Origin of the sequence: Nocardioides sp. ChNu-153 (assembly GCF_030466625.1) — a bacterium.
Classification (GTDB): Bacteria; Actinomycetota; Actinomycetes; order Propionibacteriales; family Nocardioidaceae; genus Nocardioides.
In genome coordinates this window covers 83,781-90,471 of sequence record NZ_JADEVT010000014.1, presented here as the reverse complement: position 1 = coordinate 90,471, position 6,691 = coordinate 83,781, and the positions used below count along the sequence as shown (strand labels likewise).

The following is a 6,691-nucleotide window of genomic DNA, read 5'->3' as shown; positions in this document are numbered from 1 at the left end:
CGGGCCCGCCGCCCGTGGCCCCGACCGCCGAGCGACCGGCCCCGCCGCGCCGCACGCTGCGCCAGCGCGCGATGGCGCTGCGGGCGACGGCCGCCGTGGCCCTGGCGAGCGTGGTCCTCGGCGCCGGGGGCGCCGTGGCGCTCGGGGCGGTGAGCGACGGCGCGGACGAGGCCGGCCAGGGCGGACCGGGGGGTCGGGGCGGCCAGTTCGCGCCCGGTGGCCAGGTGCCGCCCGGTGGGCAGGTGCCGCCAGGTGGGCAGGTGCCGCCGGGGGCTCAGGCACCCGGCAGCTGACCCGGTTCGTGGTGGCAGCGCCGCGGAAAGCCTGGCGCTGCCACCACGAACGGGACCCGGGCGCAGGACAGGAGGGAACCCGTTCGCGCCGCTGGGGTCCGTCGGGGAGAATGGGCGGGCTGTGCGCATCGACTACCCACCCCAGCTGCCGGTCTCGGCGCGCCGCGAGGACATCGCGGCCGCGATCCGCGACCACCAGGTCGTCATCGTCGCCGGCGAGACGGGCTCGGGGAAGACGACCCAGCTGCCGAAGATCTGCCTCGAGCTGGGGCGCGGGCAGGCGAGCGAGCACGTCGGTCGCGACGGACGCACCCGCCGTCGCGGCGGCCTGATCGGCCACACCCAGCCCCGCCGGATCGCGGCGCGCGCGGTGGCCGAGCGCATCGCGGAGGAGACGGGCACCGAGCTGGGCGACCTCGTCGGCTACCAGGTGCGCTTCACCGACAAGACCTCCCGCAGCAGCCGCGTGAAGCTGATGACGGACGGCATCCTGCTGGCGGAGCTGCAGCGCGACCGCGACCTGCGCCGCTACGACACGATCATCATCGACGAGGCCCACGAGCGGAGCCTCAACATCGACTTCCTGCTCGGCTACCTCCGCCGCCTGCTGCCGCGGCGCCCCGACCTGAAGCTCATCATCACCTCGGCGACGATCGACCCCGAGCGCTTCGCGGCCCACTTCGCCGACCGCTCGGGCAAGCCGGCCCCGATCATCGAGGTGTCGGGGCGCACCTTCCCCGTCGAGGTCCGCTACCGCCCGCTCATGGAGACGCCGGAGGACGACGAGGACGGCGAGGTCATCGTCCGCGACCAGACCGAGGCGGTCGTCGACGCGGTGAAGGAGCTGTCCGCGGAGGGCCCCGGCGACGTGCTGGTCTTCCTGCCGGGCGAGCGGGAGATCCGCGACACCGCGGAGGCGCTGGGCGACCTGGCGAAGGTGCAGGGCCCCCGCGGGGTCGACGTGCTGCCGCTCTACTCCCGGTTGTCGTCGGCGGAGCAGCACCGCGTGTTCTCGCCGAGCGGGTCGCGGCGCCGTGTCGTGCTCGCCACCAACGTCGCCGAGACGTCGCTGACGGTGCCGGGCATCCGGTACGTCGTGGACTCCGGCGTCGCGCGCATCTCGCGCTACTCGGCGCGCACCAAGGTGCAGCGCCTCCCCATCGAGCCGATCAGCCAGGCGAGCGCGGCCCAGCGCTCCGGGCGCTGCGGGCGCGTGGCCGAGGGCATCGCGATCCGCCTCTACTCCGAGGAGGACTTCGAGTCCCGCCCGGAGTTCACCGACCCGGAGATCCTCCGCACCAACCTGGCCAGCGTCATCCTCCAGATGACCAGCCTCGGGCTCGGCGACATCGCGCGCTTCCCCTTCGTCGAGCCGCCGGACCGCCGCAACGTCACGGCCGGCACGCAGCTGCTCGAGGAGCTCGGGGCGCTGGCGGGCGTCGTACCCGACGAGGGCGCGGAGCGCCCCCGCGGCGAGGCGCCGCGGCACCGGCTCACCGACGTGGGCCGCCGCCTGGCCCGCCTGCCGATCGACCCGCGGCTGGCGCGCATGATCATCGAGGCCGAGCGCCTCGGCTGCGTGCGCGAGGTCGTCGTCATCGCCGCCGCGCTCAGCCTGCAGGACCCCCGCGAGCGCCCCGCCGAGCAGCAGGCGCAGGCCGACCAGGCGCACGCCCGGTTCAAGCACGAGTCGGGCGACTTCCTCACTTGGCTGAACCTGTGGCGCCACCTGAAGCGCCAGCAGCGCGACCTGTCCGGCAGCGCGTTCCGCCGGATGTGCAAGGCGGAGTTCCTCAACTACCTGCGGGTGCGGGAGTGGCAGGACTTCGAGTCGCAGCTGCGGCAGGTCTGCAAGGAGATGGGCGTCGAGATCGGCACGCCCGCCGAGGAGCCCGACGCCGACGGCATCCACCAGGCGCTGCTGTCGGGGCTGCTCTCGCAGATCGGCCTGCTCGAGGAGCGCGAGGACGGCACCCGCGCCAAGGAGCGGCAGAAGGGCCGTCGTCCGGGCCCGCGGGAGTACCTCGGTGCGCGCGGCACCCGCTTCGCGATCTTCCCCGGCAGCGTCCTCAAGGGCCGCAACCCACCGTTCGTCATGGCCGCCGAGCTCGTCGAGACCGGCCGGCTCTGGGCGCGGCAGGCCGCGGCCATCGACCCCGCGTGGGCCGAGCGGGCGGGCGCCCACCTGGTCAAGCGCACCTACTCCGAGCCGAGCTGGTCGAAGAAGCGCGGCAGCGCCGTGGCGAACGAGCGCGTGACGCTGTACGGCGTGCCGCTCGTCGTCGACCGCACGGTCCAGCTGGGCCGCGTCGACGCGCCGCTGGCGCGCGAGCTGTTCCTGCGCCACGCCCTCGTGCTCGGCGAGTGGGGCGCCGCGGAGACCGGGCGCCACCGGTTCCTCGTGGAGAACCAGCGCCTGCTCGCGGAGGCCGAGGAGCTGGAGCACCGGGCGCGGCGCCGCGACATCGTGGTCGACGAGGAGACCCTGCTGGAGTTCTACGACGCCCGCGTGCCCGCGAGCGTCGTCAGCGCGGCCCACTTCGACCAGTGGTGGAAGCGGGAGCGGCAGAAGCGCCCCGACCTCCTCGTCTTCGACCCGTCGATGCTCACCCACTCCTCGGCCGAGGAGATCCGGGCGCACGACTACCCCGAGCAGTGGAGCGCGACGGGCGCGGGCGGCGGGCACCTGACGTTCCCCATCAGCTACCACTTCGAGCCCGGCGCGGCCGACGACGGCCTGACGATCGACGTGCCCCTGGCCTCGCTCAACCAGCTGGAGCCCGGCGACTTCTCGTGGAACGTGCCCGGGCTCCGCGAGGAGCTGGTGACCGCGCTCATCCGCTCGCTGCCGAAGAACCTGCGCACCGCGCTCGTGCCCGCGCCCGACCACGCCCGCCGCTTCCTCGCCGAGACGCCGCCGGGGGAGGAGCCGCTGCTCGACGCGCTCGAGCGCTACGCCCGTTCGACGACCGGCGCGATCATCCCGCGCGAGGCGTGGGACTGGTCGAAGGTCGCCCCGCACCTGCGGCCCACCTTCCGCGTCGTCGACGAGACCGGTGGCGAGGTGTCGCGCGGCAAGGACCTCGCGGGTCTCGCCGAGCCCCTGCGCCCCTCGCTGGAGCAGGCCATCGCCGACGTCGCCGCCGACGCCGGCCAGACCGTCACCGGGGCCACCGCCTGGGTGTTCGGCGCCATCGAGCCGTCCTTCACCCAGCAGCGCGCGGGCCACGAGGTGCGCGGCTTCCCGACGCTGGACGACGAGGGCGCGTCGGTGGCGCTGCGGGTCGTCGGCTCGAAGGACGAGCAGGAGGCCCGCCACCGCCTCGGCGTGCGGCGCCTGCTGCTCCTGGCGCTGGAGGAGGCCGAGCCCGGGCTGCTCAAGCGGGTCGCCGACGGGCTGTCGACGACCGACAAGCTGGGGCTCGTGGGCTCGCCGTACCCCTCGACCGCGGAGCTGCTGGAGGACTGCCGCGCCGCCGTGGTCGGGGAGGCCGTCGACGCGCGGCCCGCGGTGCGGGACCAGGCGGCGTACGACGCGCTGCTCGCCGCCGTGCGCACCGACCTCGAGCCGCGGGTGCGCGGCGTCGTCGCCGACGTCGGCCGGGCCCTCGCCGCCCACCGCGCCGTCGACAAGCGGCTCACCGGCCGCGCCGACATGCACCTGCTGACCTCGCTGACGGACCTGAAGGCCCAGCTCGCCCGGCTCGTCGGTCCGGGCTTCGTGGGCGAGGCGGGGCCGGCGCAGCTGCGTCGCTACCCGACGTACCTGCGGGCCATGGAGGAGCGCCACGAGCGCCTCGTCACCGGTGGCACGACGGCGCTGTCGCGCGACCGGCAGCTGATGGCGCAGATCGGCGACCTGCAGGCCGCGTGGGCGCACCAGGTGGCGGCGCTGCCCGCGGGCCGCCCGCCCGGCAAGGCGTTGCGCACCGTGCGGTGGCTGCTGGAGGAGTACCGGGTGTCGCTGTGGGCGCAGCAGCTCGGCACGGCGGTGCCCGTCAGCGACGCCCGCATCCGCAAGGCGCTCGCGGGCTGAGCGTGCGTCCGCGGGTGCGCCCGGCGCGCTCCCGCGCCCGTCCTAGGCTGGGGCGATGACCGAGCAGCCGCGCCCGCACCACCGCCCGACCCGGCCCGGCTCCGCGTTCTTCGAGGCGCGGAACGGGGGCCCGGACCCCGCCGAGCTGACCGCGGCCGCCGACCGTGCCGCCCACCTGCTGGTGCGCGGCGCCGCCGCCACCGACGACAGCACGCTGGCCGACCGGGTCGTGCGGCTCGCCGACACCGAGGGCCTCGAGACCCTCGCCGAGCTGTGGTCCGGCGCCGGCGCGGACACCCTGTCGGGGTGCCTGTGGCGCCTCTACGCGCTGCGCTCGTGGGTGTACGCCGACCCCGTCGGCGCCGCGCGCCAGTTCGACGCCGGGCGCCTGCGCGCCCCCCTGGCCCGCGTCGTGGCGGGCGTCTCCGAGCCCCCGGGTCCGGACGAGCTGCGCCGGATGATCGACGAGGTGCTGCGCGGCATCGCGGAGCGCGAGTTCGCCGACGTGCTGCTGCGCGCCGCGGCCTTCGCCCGCGTCGTGGCCGTCGGCCGCGCCGCGCTCGAGGTGGCCGAGGACGAGACCGAGCGCGTGCTCGCCCTCTCCGAGCAGCTCGAGCACGCCGGGCACCTCGAGCTCGCCGGCACCCTCGCGTGACCACCGCCTGAGCGCCACCGCGCACTACAGCGGCGTCAGCTCCGTGATGGTCCAGGTCGACCCGTCGCGCTCGGCGACGACGGCGAGCTGGGCCGCGGAGACGGTGCTCTCCTCGTCGGTGGCCCGCGTGCTCGTCTGGTCGAGGAACACCAGCGCCCGGGCGGTGTCGCCCGTCAGCTCGCGCACCGCGACCGACTGCACCCGCGCCGAGAGCACCAGCTCCTGGTCCCCGGCGCGCTCGGCGAGACCGGCGTACAGGGTGTCGAACTCCTCGCGGGCGGCGCCCGTGAGCAGCGCGTCGGCCGCGGCGGTCGTCGCATCGGGCGCGGCGTGGTCGTAGCTGAGCACCTTGCCCAGCCCCTGCGTCAGCGCCGCCTGCACCTCGGCGGTGGTGGCGGCGTCGACGAGCGCGGTGTTCTCGGCCGACGGGGTGGAGCGCACCTCGTCGGCCTGGACGAGGCCGACGACGCCGACCGCGGCGAGCGCGGCCGAGGCGACCCACGGGGCACCGCGGCGCAGGAGGGGGAGGACGGCGGGGAGGGCGGCGCTCACAGCGTCACCGCCACCTGCTGCAGGTCCTCCAGCAGCCACACGTCGTCGACGAGCCGGAGGTCGGCGGCGAACCGGTTGCGCTTCACCGTGGGCTCGGCCGTCGGGTCGTCGAGCTCGGCGACGGACCACGGCCCTGGTCGCCGCTGCCGCCGTGCTGCTGCTCGCCGCGGTGCTCCTCGTGCTGCTCGCCGAGACGATCGCGCTGGCGCCGCTGCGCGCGGACGGCGTGGTGCTGCCCCGCGGGGGCGCGCTGCTCGCCGTCGCCCGCCGCGTCGATGCCCTGGTCGCGGACGTCAGCGGCTTCGTGACGGACGGCGAGCTGCAGGTGGTGGCGGTCGAGCCCGTGGAGCCCGACCACGACCGCAACCTGCGGTGGTTCGCCGGGGCGCTGCAGCACCAGGGGGAGGGTCCCGTCGCCCGGGCCATCGCCCGCCTGTCGAGCAGCGGGCGGGTGACCGACGTGCGCCGCGTGCCCGGCGCCGGCATCGAGGGCGCGGTCGACCGCCACCCCGTGCGCGTCGGCGACCCCCGGTGGATCGGGGTGACCGCGCCGCCGGTCGCGACGGGCGGGCACACGGTGGCCGTCGAGGTCGACGGCCGCACCCTCGGCTGCATCACCGTCGCCGAGCGCGTGCGCCCCGAGGCGGCGGGCGCCCTGGTGCGCCTGGCCGACGCGGGCCTGACGACCCGCCTCGTCAGCGCGGCGGGCGACCTCGAGGCGAAGCGGATCGCCTCCGAGACGTCGGGCGAGGTGACCCCGGCCGACGACGCCGACGGCTGGCGCGCGGTCGTGACGGACCTGCGGGCCACCGGGCGCACCGTCGCCTGCGTCGCCGGGCCGGGCACCTGGGGCGCGGCGCCCGGCGAGGCCGCGCTGTGGCTGAGCACGGGTGAGGGGGCGCGCCCGCCCACCGCGGGCGGGCCCGTCGTACGTCTGCCCGACCTGGCCGTGCAGCGCGTCGAGCGGTTCCTGGCCGCGCTGCGGGCGCTGCCCGGGCGGGTGCGGGCGCTGCGGGTCGCGGGCCTCGCGCTCGCGGTGGTGGGGCTGCTGCTGGCGGGAGCCGGCGTGCTGGTGTGAACGGCCCGGTCGCACCGGGCGGGAGATCGGTGCGACGGGTCGGCGAGCAGGACACGGGAGGAGAGAGGCACATGGGG

General features: G+C 76.3%; 5 protein-coding genes. 4 read left to right on the top strand and 1 reads right to left on the bottom strand.

Annotated elements, in window-relative coordinates:
- The 3 genes from INN71_RS15405 to INN71_RS15395 form a co-directional block, all read left to right on the top strand.
- Nucleotides 1-293 (top strand): hypothetical protein (locus INN71_RS15405; RefSeq protein WP_301801053.1); only part of this gene is annotated, 293 nt, incomplete at its 5' end.
- Nucleotides 294-414: 121 nt separating this feature from the next.
- Nucleotides 415-4,329 (top strand): ATP-dependent RNA helicase HrpA, encoded by a 3,915-nt coding sequence (gene hrpA, locus INN71_RS15400; RefSeq protein ID WP_277499578.1) that lies wholly within the window; start codon nucleotides 415-417, stop codon nucleotides 4,327-4,329.
- Nucleotides 4,330-4,384: 55 nt separating this feature from the next.
- Nucleotides 4,385-4,984, top strand: a complete 600-nt coding sequence (locus INN71_RS15395) for a hypothetical protein (RefSeq protein WP_277499580.1) — start codon at nucleotides 4,385-4,387, stop codon at nucleotides 4,982-4,984.
- Between the two features lie 24 nt (nucleotides 4,985-5,008).
- Here the strand turns inward: INN71_RS15395 and INN71_RS15390 are convergent, their stop codons facing one another.
- Complete coding sequence (locus INN71_RS15390; protein WP_277499581.1) at nucleotides 5,009-5,536, bottom strand: hypothetical protein; 528 nt, start codon at nucleotides 5,534-5,536, stop codon at nucleotides 5,009-5,011.
- A gap of 151 nt (nucleotides 5,537-5,687) precedes the next feature.
- Between INN71_RS15390 and INN71_RS15385 the strand changes: the two genes are divergently transcribed.
- Complete coding sequence (locus INN71_RS15385) at nucleotides 5,688-6,614, top strand: HAD family hydrolase (protein ID WP_277499582.1); 927 nt, start codon at nucleotides 5,688-5,690, stop codon at nucleotides 6,612-6,614.
- The last annotated feature ends 77 nt before the right edge of the window (nucleotides 6,615-6,691 follow it).